We start from the raw sequence: 24,245 nt of genomic DNA on the forward strand, positions 1-24,245 counted from the left end.
AGCGATGAATTTTTGACGGGCAAACCGGAAAAAGCTATACTGTATGGGAACACACATTCTGTTATCGAGGGGATACCGGAGATGGAAGTATCGGAAGTGGAACATAGGCCTTTTAAGCTGGTGTCTGATTTCTCGCCTTCCGGCGACCAACCGGAGGCCATTCGGCAGCTTGCGGAAGGAATTGCGGCAGGGAAGAGGCATCAGACCTTGCTAGGGGCGACGGGAACGGGAAAGACGTATACGATTGCCCAGACGATCGCGAGAGTCAACAAACCGACACTCATTATTGCGCACAACAAGACGCTGGCGATGCAGCTATGCAGCGAATTCAAGGAGTTTTTTCCCGAGAACGCTGTAGAGTACTTCGTCAGTTACTATGACTATTACCAACCGGAAGCTTATATCCCGTCCACGGATACTTATATCGAGAAGGATTCCAGCATCAACGACGAGATCGATAAGATGCGGCACTCCTCCACGGCTTCGTTATTCGAGAGAAGAGACGTCATTATCGTAGCCAGCGTATCCTGCATCTATGGTCTCGGTTCGCCGGAGGAGTATCGTGATTTGCGGCTGAGCTTACGGGTCGGGATGGAGAAATCGAGAAACGCCATTCTTCACAAATTAATCGATATACAATACGAGCGCAACGACTTGAACTTCGTGCGCGGAACGTTCCGCGTACGCGGGGACGTGATCGAGATTTTCCCGGTTTCCCGGGGAGATTCGGCGATTCGCGTGGAGATGTTCGGGGACGAGATCGAACGGATTACGGAAATCGACGTTCTAACGGGCGAGATCACCGGGCAACGGGATCATGTCGTCATTTTCCCAGGCTCTCACTTCGTGACGGGCGAAGAGAAAATGAAGCGGGCTCTCGTCAACATCGAACGGGAACTGGAAGAGAGGCTGGAAGAGCTTCGCGAAGCGGGGAAGCTTCTTGAGGCGCAACGGTTAGAACAACGTACCCGATACGATCTGGAAATGATGTCCGAGATGGGCTTCTGTTCCGGCATCGAGAATTATTCGGGTCCGATGACGTTCCGCGAACGCGGAGCGACTCCGTATACGTTAATGGATTTCTTTCCCGATGATTATATGATCGTAATAGATGAATCTCATGTTACGCTCCCTCAAGTGCGGGCGATGTACAATGGTGACCAAGCACGCAAATCCGTGCTCGTCGACCACGGCTTCCGGTTGCCTTCCGCGAAGGATAACCGACCGCTTAAGTTCGAGGAGTTCGAGGAGAAAGCAAAACAGCTCGTCTTCGTATCCGCGACGCCGGGACCTTATGAATTGGAGCACTGCCCAACGGTAGTCGAGCAAATTATTCGACCGACCGGATTGGTGGATCCGATTATCGAGCTTCGCCCGACTAAGGGGCAGATAGACGACCTGCTCGGCGAGATCCGCGACCGAATCGCCAAGGACGAAAGGGTGCTCGTGACCACTTTAACGAAAAAAATGTCCGAAGACTTAACCGACTACATGAAGGAAGTCGGCATTAAAGTACGATACCTTCATTCGGACATCAAGACATTGGAACGGATGGCCATATTGCGGGATCTGCGCCTAGGGGTGTTCGACGTGCTCATAGGGATCAATCTGCTTAGGGAAGGCCTTGATTTACCGGAGGTATCGTTGGTCGCTATTTTGGATGCGGATAAGGAAGGCTTCCTTCGTTCGGAACGTTCGCTCATTCAGACGATCGGCCGGGCTGCGCGGAATGCGGGAGGCCGAGTTATCATGTACGGCGACAAAATGACGGATTCGATGACGAAAGCCATTGGCGAGACCGAACGTCGTCGGGCCATTCAGACGGCTTACAATGAGCAACACGGCATTACGCCGCAGACGATCGTGAAGAAGGTTCGGGACCTTATAGAGGCGACGAGAGCGGTGGAGACGAAGAACAATTATTTGGCAGGGGCCGAAGATCTCAGCAAGCTTTCGAAGAAGGAACGCGCGTCGATGGTCGAGCGACTGGAGTTCGAGATGAAGGAAGCGGCGAAGAGCTTGCAGTTCGAGCGGGCCGCGGAGCTCCGCGATGCGCTGCTGGAGTTGAAGGCAAGCCTGTGACGCAAGGTTCGGCAAGAAAAACGGGGTGTTTCATTCGCTCCGTTTTTTTTGCGCGCAACTGGCGAAAAAGTACAAAAAGATGATCAATAAATTTGTAATTTTTTCACAAAATGTGCTTTTGCGGGCTTCTCGATTGATGTAGAATAATTAGGGTGTCGAAATGTCGGGAATTATAAAGTATGGACGGCTATCGGTGGCACTTATTATGAGGGCGATCATTCCGCATATTATCTAGGAGGAATATACAAGTGAGCAAAACGATTACAGTAGGTATAGTTGGTTATGGTAATTTAGGACGGGGCGTTGAGCATGCCATTCGCCAAAATCCGGACATGAAGCTTGAAGCGATCTTCACGCGCCGCGATCCGGGAGCGATCGAAGCGGGAACGCCGATGGTATCCATTTCGAATATCGAGCAATACAAAGGTAAAATCGATGTGCTGATTTTGTGCGGCGGTTCGGCTAAAGACTTGCCGGAGCAAGGTCCTGCATTAGCGAAACACTTTAATACCGTTGATAGCTTCGATACGCATGCGCTTATACCGGAATATTTCAACAAAGTGGATGACGCGGCGCAATCGGCTGGCCATGTTAGCGTGATTTCGACGGGTTGGGATCCAGGATTGTTCTCCTTGAACCGTTTGCTGGCGGAAGCCGTACTTCCGGAAGGCAAAGAATACACGTTCTGGGGCAAAGGCGTCAGCCAAGGCCACTCCGATGCTATTCGTCGCGTAGAGGGCGTAAGCAACGGGATTCAGTACACGATTCCGCATGAAGCAGCCGTTGAACGCGTTCGTAGCGGCAGCAACCCTGTATTAACGACTCGCGAGAAACATCTACGGGAATGCTACGTCGTATTGAAAGACGGCGCGGATGCCGATGCGGTCGCGAACGAAATCAAGAACATGCCGAACTATTTCGCGGATTACGAGACCGTCGTACACTTCGTATCCGAGGAAGTTCTTCGGGCGGAGCATTCCAAGATGCCGCATGGCGGAAACGTTATTCGCAGCGGACAAACCGGACAAGATAACGGCAACACGCAGTTGATCGAATTCAGCCTGAAGCTGGATAGCAATCCGGAATTTACGGCGAGCGTGCTTGTTGCTTATGCCCGTGCGGCGTACCGTTTGGCTCAATCGGGCCAGAAGGGCGCGAAAACCGTATTCGACGTACCGTACGGTTTGTTGTCCCCTAAATCGGCGGAGCAGCTCCGCAAAGAATTGCTGTAATCGTAATTTAGGCGATCTCCTTTAATTTACAAATCATTTGCATGACCAGCCGCACTTCTGTATAATGAACGGGAACACACATTCTTATTTTGTGTGCGACTGCGGCTGGCATGAATGTTAGGGCCCCCGCGTTGTCGCGAAAGGGGCTTTTTCGTTTTGGCTAACGAGAAAATCGTAATCAAGGGCGCTCGCGCCCATAATTTGAAAAATATCGACGTCACGATTCCGCGTGACAAATTCGTTGTTCTAACCGGGCTATCGGGATCGGGCAAATCTTCGCTTGCTTTTGATACCATCTATGCAGAAGGCCAACGTCGCTACGTGGAATCTTTGTCCGCTTACGCGCGCCAATTTCTTGGCCAGATGGACAAACCCGACGTGGATTCGATCGATGGGCTTTCGCCGGCGATTTCGATCGATCAGAAGACGACGAGTCGTAATCCGCGTTCGACAGTAGGTACCGTTACGGAAATCTATGATTATTTGCGCTTGATGTTTGCCCGCGTCGGACGTCCTCATTGTCCCGATCATGGGCTCGAGATTACTTCCCAGACAGTAGAGCAGATGGTCGATCGGATCATGGAGTATCCGGAACGAACCCGTCTGCAAATTCTCGCTCCGGTCGTCTCCGGCCGCAAAGGCGAACACTCTAAGCTACTTGCGGATATTCAGAAGCAAGGATTCGTGCGCGTTCGCGTGAACGGCGAAATCCGAGACCTCTCCGAAAGTATCGAGCTGGAGAAGAACAAGAAGCATTCGATCGAAGTCGTCGTGGACCGTATCGTCGTGAAGGAAGACGTGGCTTCCCGGCTTGCCGACTCCTTGGAGACGGGCCTGAAGCTTTCGGGAGGCCAGATTCTTGTCGATATCATCGACAAAGAAGAGATTATGTTCAACTCGAATCTCGCTTGTCCGGAGTGCGGTTTCTCCATAGATGAGCTTGCCCCGCGCATGTTCTCGTTTAACTCGCCTTACGGCGCTTGTCCGGAATGCGACGGACTCGGCGTGAAGATGGTGATCGATCCCGATTTGCTCATTCCCGATCGTTCTAAGAGCATAGAAGATGGCGCGTTCGAAGCTTGGGCAGGCAGTACGTCCAACTACTATCCACAATTTCTTGCGGCCGTGTGTGCCCACTTCGGCATTCCGACCGACGTTCCGGTCGACCAATTATCCGACAAGCATATGCAAGTCATCTTATATGGTACCGGTGGCGAGAAGATTCGCTTCCGCTACGAGAACGAATTCGGCCACACGCGCGACGCTCAGGTACCGTTCGAAGGTGTCGTTCATAATCTGGAGCGCCGTTACCGGGAAACCGGCTCCGAAGGCATTCGCGAGTTCATCGAAGTCTATATGGGGGCTAAGCCTTGCGCCAAATGCCGTGGACAACGCCTGAAGAAGGAGTCTTTGGCGGTTACGATTGGCAAGGAGAACATCGCCTATGTGACTTCGTTGTCGATCGGCGATGCCCAGAGATTTTTCTCCTCGTTGGAGCTTAACGAGAAGGAACGCACAATTGCGAGCCTGATCTTGAAGGAAATCAACAATCGACTCGGATTCCTCGTTAACGTGGGTTTGGAGTATTTGACCTTATCCCGCGCCGCGGGTACGCTCTCGGGCGGAGAGGCGCAACGGATCAGGCTCGCCACGCAGATTGGCTCTAGTCTGATGGGCGTTCTGTATATCTTGGATGAACCTAGCATAGGCCTCCATCAACGGGACAACGATCGGTTAATTCAGACGTTGAACCACATGCGCGATTTAGGAAACACGCTTATCGTCGTCGAGCATGACGAAGATACGATGATGGCGGCGGACTGGATCATCGATATCGGACCAGGTGCCGGTATTCATGGAGGCCAGGTCATCTCGGAAGGAACCCCGCAGCAAGTGATGGCGGACGAGAAGTCGTTAACCGGCGCCTATTTAAGCGGGCGCAAGTTTATCCCGGTTCCTCAGGAGCGACGCAAGCCGAACGGCAACTGGATCGAGATCAAAGGCGCCAAGGAAAACAACCTCAAAAACTTGAACGCAAAGTTTCCGTTAGGCGTGTTTACCGCCGTTACCGGCGTTTCGGGGTCGGGCAAATCTACGCTCGTTAACGAAATTCTGTATAAGACGCTTGCTCGGGATCTTAATAGAGCGAAGACTCGTCCTGGCGCTTATAAGGAAATAAACGGGCTGGAGCACCTGGAGAAAGTTATCGATATCGATCAATCGCCGATCGGACGAACGCCGCGTTCTAACCCGGCTACGTACACGGGAGTGTTCGACGATATCCGCGATGTGTATGCGATCACGAACGAATCCAAGGTTCGCGGTTATAAGAAGGGTCGCTTCAGCTTTAACGTCAAAGGCGGACGTTGCGAAGCTTGCAAGGGCGACGGAATTATTAAGATCGAGATGCATTTCTTGCCGGACGTATACGTACCTTGCGAGATTTGCAAAGGGAAACGCTACAACCGAGAAACTTTGGAAGTGAAATATAAAGGGAAAAGTATCGCCGAAGTGTTAGAGATGACGATCGAGGATGCAACCGAATTCTTCGTCAACATCCCGCGAATTCACCGGAAGATGCAGACGCTCATGGATGTCGGTCTCGGCTATATGAACCTGGGGCAACCGGCGACAACGCTCTCCGGCGGGGAAGCCCAGCGGGTGAAGTTAGCAGCGGAACTGTATCGTCGCAGCACGGGTAAGATGCTCTACATTCTTGACGAGCCGACGACAGGTCTTCATGTCGATGACATCGATCGTCTACTGCAAGTGCTGCATCGTCTTGTTGACTCGGGGGAAAGCGTACTTGTCATCGAGCACAATCTGGATGTCATTAAGACGGCGGATTACTTGGTGGACTTGGGCCCCGAGGGAGGAAGCGGCGGCGGGACGATCGTCGCTACCGGTACGCCGGAGGAAGTATCCAAGGTCAAGAACTCGTATACGGGCAAGTATTTAGGTCCTGTATTGGAGAGAGACCGGGCACGGACGGAAGCCGCGCTAGCGAAAGCTTAAATAAAAGGAGGATCGGGTGAGATCAATCACCCGATCCTCCTTTGCTTTATCCCCGTGCCATCGCCGTCTCCCCGGTTCTCGTAATCTCCAAGATGCCGTATGGCCGAATAAGCTGTAGGAAGGCATCGTTTTTCTCCCTGTCGCCGATCACTTGTACGATAATCGAATGCATTCCTACATCGATAATAGAGCAACGGAAAGTTTGAACGATGCTGTTCATTTCCGCCTTAGTTGCCGGATCGGAGATCAGCTTGACCAACAGGAGCTCTCTCGCTACGGCTGGCCTATTCGAGAGATGCTCCACATGAATAACGTCGATCAGCTTGCGTAATTGATTGCACAATTGACGTATCTGATCGTCGTCTCCATTCGCTACGACCGTCATTCGGGATAGGTTTTCCTTCTCCGATACGCCGACGGTGATACTGTCGATGTTATAACTACGCCTAGAGAATAGACCGGACACGCGCTGGAGAACACCCGGGTCGTTGCGGACGAGCACGGAAATATGCTGTTTAGCGGAAATCATCGCGGTTTTCCTCCTACAATCATTTCTTGTAATCCGGCACCCTGAGGAACCATCGGATAGACGAGCTCATCCTTAGCGATGACGAAATCGATCAAGAACGGACCGGGCGAACTTAACGCTTCCTGCCACAGTTTTTCCGCTTCCTCCTTAGTTGTTGCTCTCCCCGCAGGTACACCGTAGGCATTGGCGAGCTTGACGAAATCCGGACTTCCCGACAAGTCGATATGGCTATAACGTTTGTCGTAGATGAGCTCTTGCCATTGTTTGATCATGCCTAGCGTTTCATTATTGAGGATGACGATCTTAACCGGAATTCGATCAATGGCGCATATCGCTAATTCTTGGGCGCACATCTGCATGCCGCCGTCCCCGTTAATCGAGACGATGATTTTACCGGGGTTGCCGATTTGCGCCCCGATCGCGGAAGGAAAGCCGAAGCCCATCGTCCCTAACCCACCGGAAGTGATGAGGGATCGCGGATGCTTAAATCGGTAATACTGGGCAGTCCACATCTGGTGTTGGCCGACGTCCGTCGTGATGATCGCTTCTCCGTTCGTCGTGCGAGAGATCATCTCAATGACATATTGAGGCTTCAGAACCTCTTCGGAGTCTTCATAGCTAAGGGGGAACTCTCTCTTCATCGCCATGACATGGTCGACCCAACTTCTCTTGACCTGTAAGGGATCGGTTAAGAAACGGTTCATACGCAACAGAATATCTTTCGCATCCCCGCAGATGGCAATCGATGTCGGTACGAGCTTTCCGATCTCCGCAGCATCAATATCAATGTGGGCGATGCGGGCATGCGGAGCAAACTGGTCTAGCTTCATCGTTACGCGATCGTCGAACCTCGCGCCTATCGAGAGGAGCAAATCGCACTGGATGAGCGCTTGATTGGCGGCGTAAGTGCCATGCATGCCGGGCATGCCTAACCACAGCGGCCCCTCGCTAGGGTATCCCCCCAAGCCAAGGAGAGAAGTAACAATTGGAATCTCCGTTCGTTTAACGAATTCAATTAGGGCATCAGAGGCGCCGGAGTATACGATTCCGCCGCCGGCAAGAATCAAAGGTTTCTCCGAAGCGCGGAGAGCGGCTAAGAGGGATTCTATTTGCGTAGGAGTGTCGACTTGTTCCCGAGGAGTGAGATCCCGCACAAGCAGTTGCTCGGGATAGGAGAATTTCGTTACGGCGGCGGATACGTCTTTAGGAATATCCACCAGCACGGGGCCTTTGCGGCCCGATTGCGCGATATAGAATGCTTCGCGAATCGTTCTAGCCAGATCCTCAACGTTACGAACGAAGAAGTTGTGCTTCGTAATCGGCTGTGTTATCCCTACGATATCGGCTTCTTGAAAACTGTCCGTACCGATCAAGTCAGTCGGGACGTTCCCTGTAATGACGACCAGTGGTACGGAATCCATATGCGCCGTAGCTATTCCCGTTACGAGATTGGTCGCTCCGGGACCTGAAGTCGCGAGGCACACTCCGACCTTGCCGGTCGATCTGGCATAACCGTCGGCAGCATGTATCGCGCCTTGTTCGTGCCGGGTCAGAATATGGCGGAAGTCCGGATTGCCATGCATGGCGTCATAGATATAGAGCACGGAGCCTCCCGGATATCCGAAGACGCATTCGACTCCTTCCAGTAGCAGCATTCGCAGTAAAATTTCCGATCCGCTAATCGGTAGTTCTGTTATCATCCTGAATTCAGCTCCCGTCTGATCTAACTGATCATAAGGTAGCATAATGTCCGTTAATCTGAGGCTATCCTTTCGGTTACATTGATAGTATACTTTTTGATAAAATTGGGAATAAGCGGGGTGAACTCATGAGCGAAACGATCGGTCAACGAATGGCTAAACTCATGAATGATCATTTCGTAGGTCGCGAGTTCGAGTTACATTATTTCCGGCAGTTCGTGGAGCGGATGTCGGAGAGGCCCGAGCGAATCCTTAATATTCACGGCACGGCCGGTATAGGCAAAACCTATTTACTGGATCAATACGGACGAATCGGCCGTCAACTTGGCGTCGTTACGGTGTACATCGACGTTCGCCAGTTACTGGGGAGCGGCGATTCCTTCTGCCGGATGATCCTGTCCGATATGGGGTGCGCGGGGGAAGTCGATCGTGAAGATGATCTGTTACATTCATGCGTTAATGCGATTAACGATTCAGCATCTAAACAAAAAATCGTACTGTTAATTGACGGTTATGAAGAAATCGGCAGCTTGGACTTTTGGCTTAGGCAACGGTTCTTGCCGCTTCTAGATGCTAGAGTCCTTATCGTCATTGCCGGTAGATTTCCGTTGGAAGGCCCCTGGAGGTATTCTCCCGCTTGGAAAAGCTTAATCGTGAGATTAACGCTGTCGGAGCTGGCGTACGAGGACGTTCGCGCCTATTTACTGGAATCGGGTGTTCAAGATGAACAAGCGATCGATACGATTTGGCTGAAGACGTTAGGGCACCCGTTATCGCTTTCTTTGTTATTGCCTATGGGAGCCGTTGGAGCCGCAGAAGCCGTAGAAGCCGTAGAAGCCGTAGACATCCCTTGTGAAATAAGCTGGAAGCCCTTAGACGAGAGGATCCATCATTGGCTGGCGGAGGCGCCAGACGAGGACCTTCGTCAGCTTCTATACGCAAGCTCAGTTGCCAGAACTTTTCATCAAGATTTATTAAGAGAAATTACAGGCCGGGAAGTGTCTGCCATTACGTTCGAAAAGTTGATTGGATTGTCTTTCGTGATGAGGCAAGCTAGCGGTTGGCAGCTGACGGAGATCGTGTGGGAAGCCTTGCGCAACTCCTTTAAGGTTAGAATGCCGGATACGTTCGCGTCTTACAGGGACAGGGCTATTAGGCATTATGCGCGTTTGGTGGAAGAAGGCTTGTCGGTGCATCGCATACGAGACTGGGAGTTCGCGCAGTTGATGAGATTCTCTTCCAGTCCCATCTTGAGGGCGCATCTACGTCATTCGAGGGAGTCCAGCCATTACCTGGAGCCCGTCGAAGCTAGCAACAGGCATGAAGTCGATGCCTATATTCAACTAAGGCAGAGAAATGCTAAGGCATTAAAGATCCGGTGCTCGGATTCCGAGACGAGCGCGATTTTCCGGTTCGGGATGACCTCCGAGCAAAGCTTGCAACGACTAAGGATCATGAATGTAGAGGATCTGATGGGGCTCGACGCTGAGGCGTTGAAGTTGCTCCGATCGCATACCGGTGAAGTTGTCGGGTTATTCGCTATCGTTCCTATTCAAGAGAAAACATTGAAATTCCTTACAGAGGATCCGCTATCGCGCGTATATTTTCAAAGCTTGGGTCATGCACGGCTTCAAGAGCTTCGAGTCGGGGAAGGGATCCCGTCAGGCTGGTTCGTGTACGGAATCGACGTCCTGAATCTGGAGGATGAACAGCTTCGCGCGGACATTGTTCATACCTTGTTCGAGAAAATCGTAACGGGAGGTTTGGTCATTCAATCCCCGCCTTCGCTGGAGTACTACCATCATGCGTGCGAAGGGCTAGGCTTCGAGAAAGCGAATGGCTGCGATCACAACGCGTATGGCGATAACCGCTTAGCATCTACGTTCGTCCTCGACACTAGAAGTCACAAGCTCACCTCGTATTTGCGTAAAATGATTCCCGAGTTGTCTACCGGCGAGGAGGAAGGGCAACCCTCTTTCAGGGCAGGGGATGAGCTTCCGGAGCTGACGCCAAGAGAGAGGGAGGTTGCCGATCAGCTAATCAAAGGGATGACGAACGCGGAAATCGCAGCGGCGTTATACATTAGCGAAGCCTCAGTCAAAAAACATCTTAACACGATGTTATCCAAGTACGGCTTTAAGAATAGGACGCAACTGGTTCGTAAAATTTTAGGAGGTTAATGAATGACTCGTCGTTTCTTTGTTGCTGCCTGTCTTATCGGGGCCGTTCTACTGACTTCCTGTTCAAAAGCCGAAAGCACCAAACAAGCTCACTCTCAAGCGGAAACGGAAACCTCAATGGAAGTCGGTACAGAAACATCCACGGCTGGAGTGGGGAGCGTAAACGATTATTGGGATGGAGTCGGCAAGCAAGGCCTACTGATGTCGCCCTTCGTAGATCCCGAGCCGCCAATGGAATATATTCGCCTCGGCTTAAAGCATGACAATCCGGACATCAGATGGTTCTGTGCTTACAAAATCCTGAAATACGCTTCTCAGCTAGACCAGCAAGATAGGGATGTCCTAGAACAGTTGACTAAGGATGAATCAAATAACGTTCGGAAAGCCGCAACGTTCGTGAAGTCCATTCTTCAAGAAACGTTCGAAGATGATCGTATCATCCATTCACCCGTAAATAATCAAATAGCTTTTCACCTTTATCATGAATCCCAATTCAACGACGGAGAACTCTGGGTGGCGCAAGACGGGAAACCGGAAAGACTAACGAAGCTCGATGGAAGCATCACGAAGCTTGCTTATTCTCCCGATGGAAACAAGATTAGCGCCGAATACGGTGGACGGATTTGGGGAGCCTTGGCAATAGTCGATGTGAATTCCGGCAACCGTATCTTACCCGATATTATCGGAGCGATTATTGCCGATCCCGCTAATGGCTACGATGTGGACCCGCAGAAGGTCGACCGCTTCGATCCCTATTTGCAAATCATCGAGTGGAGTCCAGATAGCACGAGGCTTCTAGTGTCCTATGCGTTCAGCAGTGGCTTGGATCAGTACGATTATGGTTGGGCTGTATACGAGACGGATTTAGATAAGGTTATGAAAGTATCTCCCTCGAAACTGCCTGCATATGATACGAAACCGGAAGGTTTTGGTTGGGATGTTGAATAGGTAGGTAATAGACAGAGGCGAGGAAGGGGATCGACCGCACCGAAAAAGACGAATCGCCCATATCGGGACGATTCGTCTTTTTCTTTAATCTTCGATATGAATATGCGATTCGTGAGAAGGGTTGATCAGCACGATCAACTGCTTCTGTAGCTTCACGATAGATTGCTGCTTATCGAGAATTTGCTGTTTTTGCTTGATGATTTTCTGAAGATCCTCTTTAGCGGAGCTCCATTGCTTGCCGGAAGCATGTTCGTGAAAGCTATCCCAAGCTTCATGTTTTTGTTTGCGCAATTCATGAATGGCATCGCGGGTAACCTTCATCTGTTCGATAAGCATTTTGGCGGGTTTCTTAAGCGTGTTGCGTTGATCGGATGACAGGGTTTTACGGGCATCTTTGATCTGAGCGCTTTGGGATCTCATTTGCTCGAATAAGCCCTTCTGTTCCGTTCGGATCTGATCAAGCTGAGACTTAAGCGCTTGAATGTCGGCGGGATAGGAGCTCCAGTCCAGCACAGGCGGCTGCCCGGAATGGTGGTGCTCGTGCTCATGAGGCGCGGCGGCGACAAAGGCAGGCATAGAGAGAGTTAACACAATCAGCGAAATCATCGTTACCAGTTTGTTTTTCACAGTGGGTTCCTCCCAATGAATGGATTCCCCCTTAGTATGGACGAAAATTCATCTTCCATTCTTTGGTTACGAACTTTAATCGGGCTTGCCGCTCGCGATATCCGCTTGGTAAGCTACGAGGCTGATGCGTTGGCCCGTCCTTTCGGACATCCGTAGCTCTAAATCCTTGATCTCCTCGACCTCCTCCGGTTTAAGCATAGCTAGCGAGTACAGATCTTCGTACATGAGGGATTCCTCCTTCTGAGTAGAGTATTGCAACAAGCAACAAGCAACAAGCAACAAGCAACAAGCTTTGCGAGTATCCGCTTTTAGTATGGAACAACGATTTCTGTTTAACTCCATATGGGAACGAAAAAAGATCTCCCGCGAACGGGAGATCTTCGAGTATGGCGAACGGCGCTTAAGATGCGACGGACAAAATTTCCGTTAATTTGCCTTGCATCGTCTCAATGCCGACGCGTTGTACGAATTGGTGGAAGGATTCTCCGGATTGACGGGATTCCTTGTAGAAATTAATGAGCTGCTCCAGAACGTTGTTGACGTTGTCCGCTTTAACGCGACCTTTCAGAGCGGTGTTGTACTTGGCTCCAGGCCCGAGCGTTCCTCCGACCGCGATATCGTAGGCATCCACCATTCCTTCAGGTGTTTTTACCAGTGAGCCTTGTAGGCCGATATCGGCAACGTGCTTCTGTCCGCATCCGTTCGGGCAACCGATGAAGTGAATGCGTACGGGTTCGTCCAATTGAACATGCTCGTCAAGGTAAAGGGCGACCCGACGCGCGAATTCTTTCGTTTCTACGATCGCAAGGTTACAGAATTCGTTACCTGTGCACGAAACCGTACGGCTCATGAAGAGGTTCGGGTTCGGATTCAGGCGTTGAAGCAATGGCTCCTTCAGTAACGATTCTACTTTGTCGTCCGCAACGCCGGTTAACATAATGTTCTGCGCGATAGTCGTACGAATCGTACCGTCGCCGTATTTGTCCGCTAGGTCGGCTAAAGTATCGAACTCGTCGCTATTCGTTCTACCGACCGGAATGTTAAGGCCGACATAGTTAAAGCCTGACGTATTCTGCGGGTGTACGCCATCGAAGTAGGCGGCGTTCCATCCAATGGTACGATCATCGCCAAGGGAAGGCATTTCGCCGATCAGCTTAATAAGCTCTTCCTGGAATTTCTCGACACCCCATTCGGCGATGAGATATTTCAGGCGGGCATAATGGCGTTTTTCCCGGTAGCCATTGTCGCGGAACAATGTCGTGACGCCGATAGCGACTTTAAGCGCTTCTTCGGGTCTTACGAACATATTCATTTGACGCGCCAAGTGAGGCTTAGCGGATAGTCCTCCTCCGACCATGACGTGGAAGCCTAATACTTCTTCTCCGTCGATGACTTTGGTAGCCGGGGTAAAGGCTAAACATTGAATTTCGGCGTTCGTGCTGTTATAGATATTCGTTGAAATGGACATTTTATATTTCCGAGGCAAGTTGGAGAAGTCGCGATTGCCTAAGAAGAACTTCTCGAATTCGTCAACTACGGGAGTCGTGTCGAATAGCTCATTAGGATCGATGCCGGCGAGCGGGTTGCCTACAATCGTGCGAGGGCAGTCTCCGCATGCTTCAAAAGCGGACATGCCGACGGATTCCAAGCGTTTGAAGATGTCGGGCATTTGCTCGATTTCAAGCCAATGGTATTGAATCGCTTGGCGGGTCGTTACGTCGATCAGGTTCCGTCCGTAGTCGCGTCCGATCGCAGCGAGCTCGCGAGCTTGCGCGCTTGTTAATACGCCGCCGGGAATGCGAATCCGCATCATGAAGTGGCCGTTGTTCGGTTTTTGTTGGTATACGCCGGCCCATTTGAATAGGTTGAAATCCTCTTGCGGGATCGAGGCGAAGCCCTCTTTGGAGTACTTCTCGACGATGTCGCGAATGATGTCCAAACCGTCTTTCTCCATCTTATAGAACTCGAATTTATTCAATTTGGACGGATCGCGTTCCATCCATACCGCTTCATAAGCCATCTTATCGTTGCGACTCCCTTCATCGGAATATCAATCCATTCCGATACCCTTTGTTTGAATAGTGTTTAAATCGTACCATAGTTTATGGTAAGCGACAATGAGAGTATGGGAATACGAATCATAAAAGTTACTGATACTACTTGTAACCTCTCCTTATAATAAGATGAGGGAAAGTGTGACAAACTTGTTACGGCATTAACTTCGGACTTGCAACCAAGGCGTTCAGAAGCTAACATAGGAAAAGATGGGTTTATCAGGTCAGATAAAGGAGGTCCCTTTTATGTTTCTAGCCGAAACAGCAACGAAGGCTGTTGAGAGTACATACTCACACTTCGATATCTTTATGATCGTATTCACGGTCCTTATTGGAATTGGGCTAGTGCGTCTCTTATTGCAACGGCCTCGGAAAAACATGCTGGCGATCGGATTTTCGACAGTAGCGCTTCTGATTTTTGTGGCAGCGGATTTTAAAATGGTTAGCGGTTGGTAGTCGGACGCTGAACGATTCACCACATAAAACGAGCTTTAGAACTTCGGTTCTGAGGCTCGTTTTTTTGTTGTTGAATATAGGGAAATAAACCCAATAATTCATATTCTCAGGATTCCTCGTTTGTGATAGAGTTAATCTGGTTACTAGAAAATGTTGGGAGAGAAACAATTGAAAAGGTTAAGAAGGAGAAATCTGGTTCTATGTGCCGCATTGGCAATATTACTCGCATTAACCGTATCGATAGAAAACGGAAATGCCGCAGGGAAGAACACGGACACCGATACGAAAGTGATCAACGGAGAGGTGTACGTCAAAGCCTCGATTATCCCTGATGTCATCAAGAGAGTATCGCCTTCCGTGGTCGCTATAATTGGGAAGCCGAACGACGAAAATTCAAGTAATCGGTTCTCGCTCGCCCACGGAACGGGCGTGATCGTGAAGAGCGACGGATGGATCGTCACGAATGCGCACGTCGTCAAGGATATGGACAAGATCGTTGTCGTTACGTCGGACGGCAAGGAGTTCGTGGGTACCCGTAAGCAAATCGATGTAACGAGCGATCTGGCGTTAGTCAAAATCAATGCGAAAGGGCTAAAGCCGGCGGTATTCGCTTCCTCTCCGCTGAAGGTTCAGGTTGGAGAGTCGGTCATCGCCATCGGCACGCCGGTGTCCTTTTCCCTGCGCAATACAGCAACGGTCGGAGTCATAAGCGGAATGAACCGATCGGTATCTTCCGATTATAATTTGCTGCAGACGGATGCGGCGATTAATCCGGGAAATAGCGGCGGTCCGCTCGTGAATTTGAAGGGTGAAGTCGTTGGCATCAATTCGATGAAATTCGTGGACGTCGATATCGACAGCATGGGGTTTGCGATACCGGCCGACACCGTTCAATACGTGCTCGGTCACTTCTATAAGTATGGTAAAGTCAAACGTCCATCTTTGGGCTTGGATTTGGAGGAAAGTTGGTCGGCGGTCGTAGGGCTGCCTACCGAGGAACCGATGACGGTGATCGGAACTCCGTCCGGTGAGGCTGCGCGCGCGGGAGTTAAAACCGGGGATCAACTCTATTCTTTAAACGGAAAGCAAGTATCGACTCAAGTTGAACTCAATGAGCTGTTGAAGTCCTATTTGCCCGGTCAAACGGTAAGCATTACTCTTTTGTCGGACGGGGATTTGGTTACTAGAAAGCTTGTTTTATTGGAAAGTTCAGCGCATTAATTCATTTTAGCTCATTAACTGTTGAATCTAAGGAGAGTATTTATTCATGTCATCGTTGTTATCGATCCAAAGCAAGCGTTGGCTTGCGATTCTAATTGCGGCATTATTATTCGCGATGAGCGCAATTCCGGTTTCCGCCGAAGAAAGCGGCGCTAAAGCGGAGATACGATTGAAAGTCGGAAGCGGCCAGATGAAAATCGACGGCGAGGCAATCAAGATCCAAGCGCCGTATCAGTCGGAAGGTAATGTCATGGTGCCTTTGAGCGTATTCACGAATCCGAAAGGATTCGGCGCAAAAGTGAAGTTAAAGGACAATAAGGTGATCACCTTAACCTATCTCAAACACGTTATCGTCTTAACGATCGGGAGCAAATCTGCAACGATCGACGGGAAGCAAGCTGCTTTGGCCGTAGCTCCCGCAAGCAAACAGGGCGTTACGATGGTTCCGCTTACGGTTATCGCGAAATCCTTCGAAGCGAACCAGTCCAAGGATGCCTCGACGAAGGAGATTGTCATTGCCCTTAAGGCGGGTTCGAATACCAGCGGAACGACTAACGGCGAAGCCTCAATCGACTCGGATGCGGGGAAATCGAAAATCGGAGACAGCCACTATGGTTGGTCCATGAACTACCCGACCGGACTGGTCCAAACCTCTCAATCTCAAGATGGCGACTCCCTTGTTTTCCGCGATGTGAAAAAAGAGTATTATTTGGGAGTATTCGTGGAAGAGGCGAAAAACGAACTTACCGCGGACGAAAAACGCGGATCCATCTACCCTTATTTTAGCGAAACCGAGAAGGTAGTGGACAAAAAGACGGTAATCGGAGACAAAGGCAAAGCATACGAGAAGATCATCTCGAAAGATAAAAAAGGATTCTTTTATGAGTATCGGGCTTTTCAGGCGAATGATTATTTGTACATCGTCGTTTTCGGGAAGACTGCGTCCTCCTCTTCCGAACTTGAACGTTATACCGGCGTGTTGGATAGTTTCCGTACTGATTTCAACCGTGCGGACAAGACGATCAAGGATTTGACTCAGATTATCGAAGGTTTCAAAACGTTTAAGGACGAAGATTACGGTTTAAGCGTCGAGTTGCCGAAAGAGTGGAAAACCGATGATAAATCCTCGTATCCATGGTACTACTCCGATAAAGCCTATATGTTCATGGAAGTGACCTCCGTTGTCGCGGGAGATACTCTCGATGCTTGGGTTAAACGCAGACAATCGCGCTTCGAAGAAACCTTTGCCCCTGAGTACCGGAAGCAGTTGGAAATGAAAGACGTGACATGGAACGGGATTCCGGCAAAAGCGTTAAAGCTTTCGTATTCGCTAGATACGTCGAATTGGTGGGAAGAGTACGAAATATTCGCTATGCAAGGAGAATATCGCTACTATACGGAGGTTGCTTACGAGACGAGTGGGGCATCTCGGTACGGCAATTTGCTGGAGACGGTTTTGCGTACGACCAAGGTGGAATTCTCTAAGGTGGAGAAAAACTTCGGCGAGATTACCGACGATAAGGATATGGTCGATCGCACGGCAACCGTTACGAAGACGAGCGCCAAATACCGATACAGCGTAACTGTACCGCAGGCTTGGAACGGATTGAAAATCAACTTCGACGAGGAGTCGATAGAGTATAGCTTCTCGGGCGGATTTTTCGGCATTGCGGTATGGGATGACACCTACAGCTTCGATGGGGTTTCTGCGGGAGTAAGCGAATACTACCAGCAGGAACAATCCAAACGGCCTAAAATGCGCATTGTCGAGAATACGGTCGTTCAGTTCGCGGGGGAGACTACGAAAAGAGTCATTACCGAGGATACGGCGAATGATGAGATGTTACCCCACAGGACGATTACGTACTTTGTCATGAAGGACGGTAAAGTGTACCAGATCTGGGGAGCGTATTACCTCGCTAACGGAAGCGAATATAATATTAAAAACTTGGAAAAGGCTATGAACTCGTTCGTGTTTAACAGGCCTCAATAACTGATTGATCATGAAGGATGCCCGCTATGGATGAATGTCCCTGGCGGGCTTTTTGCGCTTTTCTTTCCTCCTGTGCGAGGACTTTGGTATACTAGCAGGAGATGAGTGCCGCGTATATACGCGGTTTGGAGGGTATTTCACAGATGATGGACAAGGACGCCTTACGGCGTGAAGATATTGAATTGCTAGCACCAGCGGGAGATTGGGAGTGCATGCGGGCGGCGGTGGCGAATGGGGCCAATGCGGTTTTCTTCGGAGTGGAGAAATTTAACGCACGGGCGCGCGCGCACAACTTTCAGACGAACGAGCTCCCCGAGATTATGGCTTTCTTGCACAAGTACGGGGTCAAAGGGTTCCTTACCTTTAATATCCTCGTGTTCGAGGACGAGCTTCCGGAAGCCCGTAAGCTGATTGAAGCTTGTATAGATGCAGGCGTGGATGCGGTTATCGTACAGGATTTAGGGCTAGTGAAGATGATTCGGGAAATTTCCCCCGACTTTCCGATCCATGGCTCTACGCAGATGACGATCACCTCTCGAGAGGCGGTTGAATTCACGAAGCCGTTTGCGATAGAACGGGTCGTTCTGGGCCGGGAAAACAATCTGAAGCAAATTCAGAAAATCGGGGAGCAAGCGAAACTGCCGATGGAAGTGTTCGTTCACGGGGCGCTTTGCGTCTCTTATTCCGGGCAGTGTTTAACTTCCGAGGTGTGGGGAGGCAGATCCGCGAATCGGGGAGAATGCGCCCAGGCTTGCCGTTTGCCGTACGATCTAATGGTAGACGGCGTGCAGCAGCCGATGGGGGATATCGCTTATTTGCTCTCTCCTAAGGATCTGGCCGCGATTGATATCGTGCCGGAATTGATCGAAGCGGGAGTGACCAGCTTCAAGATCGAAGGACGGTTGAAGAGCCCCGAGTACGTTGCGAATGTGGTTAGCAAATATAACAAAGAGATCGACAAATATTTCGCCGGAGACGAGTCCGATCCATCCAAGGAAGAGGTGCGAGAGCTTCAACAAAGCTTCTCTCGCGGTTTCACTCATGGTTTCTTGGATGGCACGAATAATAAACAACTCGTGGAAGGTACTTTTCCGAAAAGCCGCGGGGTCTACTTGGGTACGGTGGAGAAGATCTTAAGAGACGCCGTCATTTGCCGATTGGAAGCGCCTCTTAAGCGCGGAGATGGGATCGTCTTCGATGCGGGCGATCCGACGAAGAAGGAAGAGGGCGGTCGCGTCTATGACGTACGTAGCTCGGGAGTAAAGCTGGAGGGCGAAGCGGCCGAGGGAGAGCGTATCGAGATCGTGCCGGGACGTAATGACGTGGATTTGAACCGTATCCATGAAGGAGACCGGATTTGGAAAACGAGTGATCCTGCTCTGGATAAGCGGCTACGCAGCAGCTTCGAGACGGAGAAGCCTTATCGGACTTTCCCGCTTGCGGTATCGGTATTCGGCCAAGAAGGGGTGCCGATGCGCACGATCTGGACGGATATCGGCAAGGGGACGACAGTTGCCGTGGAATCGGAAATTCCGTTGGAGCGCGCGGAGAAACGTCCGTTAGGCCATGAAGTGTTGCATGAACAGCTAGGTCGTCTGGGCGGCACGCTTTATTATTTGGATCAATTAGAAGTGGCGCTTAAGGGCGAAGTTATCGTTCCGATGCGCGAGTTGAACCGGATGCGCCGGGAAGCGGCGGAACAGTTGGAAATTTTGCGCGAGCAGCCGCCTAAGTATATCAAGCGCCAAGTAGATGAATTCGCGGATTCCTTCATTTCGGAGGAGGATGTTTCCGTTCAACCTGGCGATGTCGAGATGACGGTTCTCTGCAGGACGTTAGAGCAAGTGAAAGCAGCCGTGAAGTCGGATGTTTCTCTCATTTACGCTGACTTCGAATTCATTAAGCAATTCCCGGATGCCATTCAAGTGTGCCGCGAGGCAGGCAAACGGATCGCCCTAGCTACTCCGCGCATTCATATGCCTGGAGAGAACGGCTATCACCGCAACATCCTGAACTTGAAGCCGGATGCCGTACTCGTCCGTAACACCGGAGCTCTCTACTATTATTTAAGGGAACGGATGGAGAAGCCGAATGAGCAGCATCCGCTGATCATTGGGGACTTCTCGTTAAACGTGGCGAACCATAAGACCGTTAATCTTTTCCGCGAAGCGGGTTGCGATTGGGTCACGCCTTCTTATGATTTGAACATTCAGCAGATGGTCGATATGCTTCGCCGTGCCGATACCTCTCGGTTGGAGATGGTTATTCACCAGCATATGCCAATGTTCCATACCGAGCATTGCGTGTATTGCACCTTCATGAGCGAAGGTACGGATTTCACGAACTGCGGTCGCCCATGCGAGGAGAAGCGAGCATCGCTACAAGATCGGATCGGAATGTCCCATCCCGTACGTGTAGACGAAGGATGTCGGAACACGGTGTACAATGCGATCGAACAATCGGGTGCAGAGTACCTCGATCTGTTCATGGAGCTGGGAGTTCGCTCTTACAGGGTCGAGTTCCTGGAGGAAAATGCCGACAAGGTGCGAGAGGTGCTAGCCCTCTATCGTGCAGCCATCGACGGCAAAGTCGGTGGAACCGAAGTGTGGCGGAAGCTTAAAGCGACCAACCAACTTGGCGTCACTCGCGGTCAATTGGTGAAGTAAAATGAGAAAGCCCCGTCTCCTGATAATTAGGAAACGGGGCTTTTGCTTTGCTGAATGGTATTCGGTAAAAGCCAGCTAGAGAGCGCTGAGGTGGCCACTATAATTTACATCCTTCTAACACAACCGCGGATGTTTGTTTTCATTCCGATGCTACAATCGGAACGAAGCATAATCGCGGTTAGTGAGCGATCCATATAGAAGGAGGGCACGGTCTATGAAAATGGCAGTCGTAGGGGCGGGAGTCGTAGGGCTGGTTACGGGTGCGGGATTCGCTGATTTAGGGCATTCTGTCGTTTGCGTTGACATCGATACGGCTAAAATCGCCCAATTATCTCACGGAATGATTCCCTATCATGAGCCTGGGCTGGAAGATTTAATTAAACGCAATGTATCGGCGGGTAGGCTCAGTTTCGGACATGATCCTTCGAAGCTTCTTCAGGAGGCGGAGCTCGTATTCCTGGCGGTCGGCACTCCGGCCAATGACTTGGGGGAAATGTCGTTAGCCGCGCTTTGGTCTGTCCTTGATCAATTTGAAGCTTGCCCGGTATCCGATTCAAGACGGATTATCGCGATTAAGAGCACCGTCCCGGTCGGCACTGCTGAACGTGCCGAAGCACGGATCAATGGCCGATTGCCGGAGCGTTGCCGAGTTGAAGTCGTTTCACTTCCCGAATTCATGAGGGAAGGCAGCGCCGTGAGAGATTTCTTCGAGCCTTCGCGGATTGTCATCGGAAGCGAGACTGTCGAAGCCGCAGAGAAGCTAACGCAGCTACATCAGCGGCTGCCAGGCCCGATTATGTCGACGGACCGTCGCAGCGCGGAACTTGCCAAGCTTGCGGCGAACGCTTATCTTGCCGTTAAAATCTCGTTCGCCAATGAGATAGCCGCACTTGCCGAGCAAACCGGTGCAGATTATCCTTCCATCGCTAATTCGCTAGGACTTGATCCGCGAATCGGGCCTCACTTTCTGGCGGCTGGCATGGGATTCGGCGGCTCTTGCCTACCGAAAGACACGCGAACGCTTGTTAGGATGGCGGATGAAGCGGGTGCGCCTCAGACGCTTGTCGAAGCTGCCGTTCGGGCGAATGCGATGCTTCCGCTGCGGATGATTCGTAAGCTGGAAGCAGCACTATCGGATCCCGCCCGTCGCAAAGTGGCTCTGCTGGGGCTTGCTTTTAAGCCGGGCACCGATGATATTCGCGAAGCTCCTTCCTTGCGGCTCATTGCCGAGTTGAACCGTCGTCATCCGGGAATCACGATCACGGCATACGACCCGGCGGCTAATCGCTCCGCACGTAAAGCGCTGCCTTCTACGGTGACGATATGTGACTCGGCGGAGGAAGCTTTGAAGGGCGTGGATGCGGCGATTCTTGTCACGGAATGGCGTGAGTTTCGTCAGATTAAAGCGGACGACTTTAAAAATTGGATGAATCGCCCTATAATTATGGATGGAAGAAATGCCCTTGATGCTCACGCGCTAAATGCGCAAGGCGTTGTCTGCATCGGGGTTGGACGTTTGCCAGCCGTACCGAAGGAGTCTGCTCGGAAAGCCGGTGAGCTTATACCGTAAAGTCTAGAGAGGATGCCAGTACATGAGAATTCGCAAAGCGATCATCCCAGCAGCAGGAATGGGAACCCGGTTCCTGCCGGCTACGAAAGCTATGCCTAAGGAAATGCTTCCTATTATCGACAAGCCCGGCATTCAATACATTGTCGAGGAAGCGGTCGCCGCCGGGATTGAGGATATTCTCATCGTCACGGGTAAGGGCAAACGCGCCATCGAGGATCATTTCGACAGCTCTTACGAATTGGAGCAAAGTTTGCTCCACAAGGGGAAGCTCGATCTCCTATCGGAGGTTCAGAAGCCATCCGACCTGATCGATATTCATTATATTCGCCAGAAGGAGCCTCGCGGGCTTGGTCACGCGATTTGGTGCGCTCGCAAGTTCATTGGCAATGAGCCGTTCGCCGTCCTGCTTGGGGACGATATCATCCAATCGGATGTTCCTTGTCTCAAGCAAATGATGGACGTCTATGACGAAGTTCAAGGATCCGTGCTCGCGGTCAAACAAGTGCCGGACAATGAAGTATCTCGATACGGAATCGTGGACCCTGATCCGATTGGCGGAAACGGAGATCGGATCTTGAAAGTGCGGGGCGTCGTGGAGAAACCTGCGATCGGCAGAGCACCTTCTAATGTGGCTATTATAGGCAGATATATTTTAACGCCAGCTATCTTCGATATATTGGAAACGCAAGACATCGGCGCAGGCGGAGAAATTCAATTAACCGACGCGATATATCGTTTGATGCGGGATGAGTCTGTTTTCGCATATATGTTCGAAGGGAAGCGTTACGACACCGGGGAGAAGCTCGGCTATCTCAAAACGATCATCGACTTTGCCTTGGAGCGCCCAGATTTAAAGGATGAAGTGCGCGCTTACTTGGAAGAGAAGCTGGGGCGCTGATTCGGACAATGAGCGAACAATTGGACCGTGAGGAATCGCCTAAGATCACCCTCCTGTTCGATGTAATCACGCACCCTCGCAGTAGTAGTGTTATAGACCAAAGCGTGAAGCACACGCCGCTTGTCTCCTTAGGGGAGCAGGTGGCGTTTTTATTTTCTCTAGAGGAGGCGATGTACATGTTCGATAAGCAGTTTGAAGAGTATTTCAATGAACAGAAGCGTACGGCAAATGGAAGGAGGTTAGAGATGTTAAGTAAAAATTTATCGGGAGAAATGCAGCTTCTGAAGGAGGTTCTATGGCCGGTAATCGGTTCTTTCGAGGGGATTGAGATGGAGTATGAGATGGTAAGCTTGACCGGAGTGCGAATTTATGGCGACTTTTTCTACAAACCGATTCAAGCAATCATCGAGAGCGAGGGCTTCGTCGTCCATGCAGAAATGATTACCCGGGATAGGTTCGACTTCGAGAAAATGCGAATAAGAACCTTCGCGCAGCATGATTATCCGTTCATACCCTTCACTAGAGATGATGTAGATAAAAAACCCGAAGTGTGCCGACGAACGTTGTATGGGATTTTGGGGAAGCACGGGGGCATCGGGAAGAAGGATCAGTACGTGTTGCCTGTATACGAGAGGGAACTTATCCGATATGCACTTCGCTTAAATCGTCCGTTCGGGCTAACGGATGTCGGTTACTGCCTACAGCTCGGCAAAACGTCTAGTTTAATCTTGCTGCGGCAAATGAGGGAGAAAAACTTGATTAGACCCCTATCGGATGAGAGGGTTCGAGTTCATTTCTATGAGTTGGAGGATAAGGCGAAAATGTACATGATGTAGTAGAGTGTTTTGCGTCCGCCGCGGCCGTGCCCGGCGCTCGAAGCGCCTGCAAGACCGGAAACCGGTCTTACACCGCCGCACCCGGCGCGCGAAGTACTTGCAAGACCGGAAACCGGTCTTACATCGCCGCGCCCGGCGCGCGAAGTACTTGCTAGACCGGAAACCGGTCTTACACCGCCGCGCCCGGCGCGCGAAGTACTTGCAAGACCGGAAACCGGTCTTACACCGCTCGCGCCAG

At 50.9% G+C, this 24,245-nt stretch carries 16 protein-coding genes; 11 read left to right on the forward strand and 5 right to left on the reverse strand.

Annotation, left to right across the window (positions count from 1 at the left end):
* The first annotated feature begins 81 nt into the window (after positions 1-81).
* From uvrB to uvrA, 3 genes are all read left to right on the forward strand, one after another.
* Complete coding sequence (gene uvrB, locus L3D05_RS10130) at positions 82-2,082, forward strand: excinuclease ABC subunit UvrB (RefSeq protein ID WP_239615911.1); 2,001 nt, start codon at positions 82-84, stop codon at positions 2,080-2,082.
* A gap of 248 nt (positions 2,083-2,330) precedes the next feature.
* The gene (locus L3D05_RS10135) at positions 2,331-3,314 is read left to right on the forward strand and encodes a diaminopimelate dehydrogenase (protein WP_239615912.1); all 984 of its coding nucleotides are present in this window, start codon (positions 2,331-2,333) and stop codon (positions 3,312-3,314) included.
* 156 nt (positions 3,315-3,470) lie between these two features.
* The gene (gene uvrA / locus L3D05_RS10140; RefSeq protein WP_239615913.1) at positions 3,471-6,329 is read left to right on the forward strand and encodes an excinuclease ABC subunit UvrA; all 2,859 of its coding nucleotides are present in this window, start codon (positions 3,471-3,473) and stop codon (positions 6,327-6,329) included.
* A 46-nt stretch (positions 6,330-6,375) separates the two neighbouring features.
* Here uvrA and ilvN read toward each other — a convergent pair whose 3' ends face one another.
* A complete protein-coding gene (ilvN, locus tag L3D05_RS10145) occupies positions 6,376-6,858 on the reverse strand; it encodes an acetolactate synthase small subunit (protein ID WP_239615914.1) in 483 nt (160 codons plus the stop codon).
* Entirely contained in the window at positions 6,855-8,558 is a 1,704-nt protein-coding gene (ilvB, locus tag L3D05_RS10150; protein WP_239615915.1) for a biosynthetic-type acetolactate synthase large subunit, read from the reverse strand. Before ilvB ends, ilvN begins: the two co-directional genes overlap by 4 nt.
* Positions 8,559-8,686: 128 nt before the next feature.
* On the opposite strand from ilvB, the gene L3D05_RS10155 reads away from it, so the two are divergent.
* Both L3D05_RS10155 and L3D05_RS10160 read left to right on the forward strand, forming a co-directional pair.
* Positions 8,687-10,738, forward strand: a complete 2,052-nt coding sequence (locus tag L3D05_RS10155; RefSeq protein ID WP_239615916.1) for a LuxR C-terminal-related transcriptional regulator — start codon at positions 8,687-8,689, stop codon at positions 10,736-10,738.
* A gap of 3 nt (positions 10,739-10,741) precedes the next feature.
* The gene (locus L3D05_RS10160; protein WP_239615917.1) at positions 10,742-11,686 is read left to right on the forward strand and encodes a TolB family protein; all 945 of its coding nucleotides are present in this window, start codon (positions 10,742-10,744) and stop codon (positions 11,684-11,686) included.
* Between the two features lie 84 nt (positions 11,687-11,770).
* Here L3D05_RS10160 and L3D05_RS10165 read toward each other — a convergent pair whose 3' ends face one another.
* From L3D05_RS10165 to L3D05_RS10175, 3 genes are all read right to left on the reverse strand, one after another.
* Positions 11,771-12,313: a hypothetical protein gene (locus L3D05_RS10165; protein WP_239615918.1), complete on the reverse strand. Its 543-nt coding sequence runs from the start codon at positions 12,311-12,313 to the stop codon at positions 11,771-11,773.
* 75 nt (positions 12,314-12,388) lie between these two features.
* The gene (locus tag L3D05_RS10170; RefSeq protein WP_239615919.1) at positions 12,389-12,538 is read right to left on the reverse strand and encodes a hypothetical protein; all 150 of its coding nucleotides are present in this window, start codon (positions 12,536-12,538) and stop codon (positions 12,389-12,391) included.
* A gap of 175 nt (positions 12,539-12,713) precedes the next feature.
* Positions 12,714-14,333 carry a nitrite/sulfite reductase gene (locus tag L3D05_RS10175; RefSeq protein ID WP_239615920.1) on the reverse strand — a complete coding sequence of 540 codons (1,620 nt, stop codon included), beginning with the start codon at positions 14,331-14,333 and terminating at the stop codon, positions 12,714-12,716.
* A 658-nt stretch (positions 14,334-14,991) separates the two neighbouring features.
* Here L3D05_RS10175 and L3D05_RS10185 point away from each other — a divergent pair.
* The 6 genes from L3D05_RS10185 to L3D05_RS10210 all read left to right on the forward strand — a co-directional run bounded on the left by L3D05_RS10185 (position 14,992) and on the right by L3D05_RS10210 (position 24,007).
* On the forward strand, positions 14,992-16,044 hold the full coding sequence (locus L3D05_RS10185) for a S1C family serine protease (RefSeq protein WP_239615922.1): 1,053 nt from the start codon (positions 14,992-14,994) through the stop codon (positions 16,042-16,044).
* Positions 16,045-16,090: 46 nt separating this feature from the next.
* Positions 16,091-18,037 carry a stalk domain-containing protein gene (locus L3D05_RS10190; protein ID WP_239615923.1) on the forward strand — a complete coding sequence of 649 codons (1,947 nt, stop codon included), beginning with the start codon at positions 16,091-16,093 and terminating at the stop codon, positions 18,035-18,037.
* A 146-nt stretch (positions 18,038-18,183) separates the two neighbouring features.
* Positions 18,184-20,703 (forward strand): U32 family peptidase, encoded by a 2,520-nt coding sequence (locus L3D05_RS10195; RefSeq protein WP_239615956.1) that lies wholly within the window; start codon positions 18,184-18,186, stop codon positions 20,701-20,703.
* Positions 20,704-20,917: 214 nt separating this feature from the next.
* Positions 20,918-22,273, forward strand: a complete 1,356-nt coding sequence (locus L3D05_RS10200; RefSeq protein ID WP_239615924.1) for a UDP-glucose dehydrogenase family protein — start codon at positions 20,918-20,920, stop codon at positions 22,271-22,273.
* 22 nt (positions 22,274-22,295) lie between these two features.
* Entirely contained in the window at positions 22,296-23,171 is an 876-nt protein-coding gene (gene galU / locus L3D05_RS10205; RefSeq protein WP_239615925.1) for a UTP--glucose-1-phosphate uridylyltransferase GalU, read from the forward strand.
* A gap of 8 nt (positions 23,172-23,179) precedes the next feature.
* On the forward strand, positions 23,180-24,007 hold the full coding sequence (locus L3D05_RS10210) for a hypothetical protein (RefSeq protein WP_239615926.1): 828 nt from the start codon (positions 23,180-23,182) through the stop codon (positions 24,005-24,007).
* Positions 24,008-24,245: the final 238 nt, after the last annotated feature.

It is taken from the genome of Cohnella mopanensis (assembly GCF_022352055.1).
GTDB classification, from domain to species: domain Bacteria; phylum Bacillota; class Bacilli; order Paenibacillales; family Paenibacillaceae; genus Cohnella; species Cohnella mopanensis.

Excerpts from the sequence above, each read along its gene's own strand:
- ilvN (WP_239615914.1), bottom strand. The coding sequence starts at position 6,858 with ATGATTTCCGCTAAACAGCATATTTCCGTGCTCGTCCGCAACGACCCG.
- L3D05_RS10210 (WP_239615926.1), top strand. The coding sequence starts at position 23,180 with ATGAGCGAACAATTGGACCGTGAGGAATCGCCTAAGATCACCCTCCTG.
- L3D05_RS10200 (WP_239615924.1), top strand. The coding sequence starts at position 20,918 with ATGAAAATGGCAGTCGTAGGGGCGGGAGTCGTAGGGCTGGTTACGGGT.
- L3D05_RS10190 (WP_239615923.1), top strand. The coding sequence starts at position 16,091 with ATGTCATCGTTGTTATCGATCCAAAGCAAGCGTTGGCTTGCGATTCTA.
- L3D05_RS10175 (WP_239615920.1), bottom strand. The coding sequence starts at position 14,333 with ATGGCTTATGAAGCGGTATGGATGGAACGCGATCCGTCCAAATTGAAT.
- L3D05_RS10155 (WP_239615916.1), top strand. The coding sequence starts at position 8,687 with ATGAGCGAAACGATCGGTCAACGAATGGCTAAACTCATGAATGATCAT.
- ilvB (WP_239615915.1), bottom strand. The coding sequence starts at position 8,558 with ATGATAACAGAACTACCGATTAGCGGATCGGAAATTTTACTGCGAATG.
- L3D05_RS10160 (WP_239615917.1), top strand. The coding sequence starts at position 10,742 with ATGACTCGTCGTTTCTTTGTTGCTGCCTGTCTTATCGGGGCCGTTCTA.
- galU (WP_239615925.1), top strand. The coding sequence starts at position 22,296 with ATGAGAATTCGCAAAGCGATCATCCCAGCAGCAGGAATGGGAACCCGG.
- uvrB (WP_239615911.1), top strand. The coding sequence starts at position 82 with ATGGAAGTATCGGAAGTGGAACATAGGCCTTTTAAGCTGGTGTCTGAT.
- L3D05_RS10170 (WP_239615919.1), bottom strand. The coding sequence starts at position 12,538 with ATGTACGAAGATCTGTACTCGCTAGCTATGCTTAAACCGGAGGAGGTC.
- L3D05_RS10195 (WP_239615956.1), top strand. The coding sequence starts at position 18,184 with ATGGACAAGGACGCCTTACGGCGTGAAGATATTGAATTGCTAGCACCA.